Raw genomic sequence first — 632 nt, forward strand, 5'->3', positions numbered from 1 at the left:
CGGGTACAGCGGGAAGTCGGCCGTGAGCTTCTGCACGCGGGCGCGCAGCGTGTCGGCGTCGGCCGCGGCACCCTCGCGCAGGGCGATCGCGATGATGTCGGCGACCTCGGTGAACTCGGCGTCGCCGAAGCCGCGGGTCGCGAGCGCGGGCGTGCCGATGCGCAGGCCGGACGTGACGCGCGGGGGGCGCGGGTCGAACGGCACGGCGTTGCGGTTCACGGTGATGCCGACCTCGTGCAGGAGGTCCTCGGCCTGCTGGCCGTCGAGCGCGGAGTGGCGCAGGTCGACGAGCACGAGGTGCACGTCGGTGCCGCCGGTGAGGACGGAGACGCCGGCCTGGGCCACGTCGGCCTGGGCGAGGCGGTCCGCGATGATGCTCGCACCGCGCAGCGTGCGCTCCTGGCGGTCGCGGAAGTCGTCCGAGCCCGCGATCTTGAACGACACGGCCTTGGCGGCGACGACGTGCATGAGCGGGCCGCCCTGCTGGCCCGGGAACACGGCGGAGTCGATCTTCTTGGCGTACTCCTCCTTGCTCAGGATGAAGCCGGAGCGCGGGCCGCCGATCGTCTTGTGGACCGTGGAGGAGACGACGTCGGCGTACGGCACCGGGGTCGGGTGCAGGCCCGCGGCGA

1 pseudogene is annotated in these 632 nt (G+C 73.4%); it reads right to left on the minus strand.

What is annotated here, in order from left to right:
- A pseudogene (locus tag G3I78_RS46800) lies at positions 1 to 632 on the minus strand (serine hydroxymethyltransferase); the annotation flags it as partial.

Origin of the sequence: Streptomyces sp. SID13726 (assembly GCF_010548375.1) — a bacterium.
Taxonomy (GTDB): Bacteria; Actinomycetota; Actinomycetes; order Streptomycetales; family Streptomycetaceae; genus Streptomyces.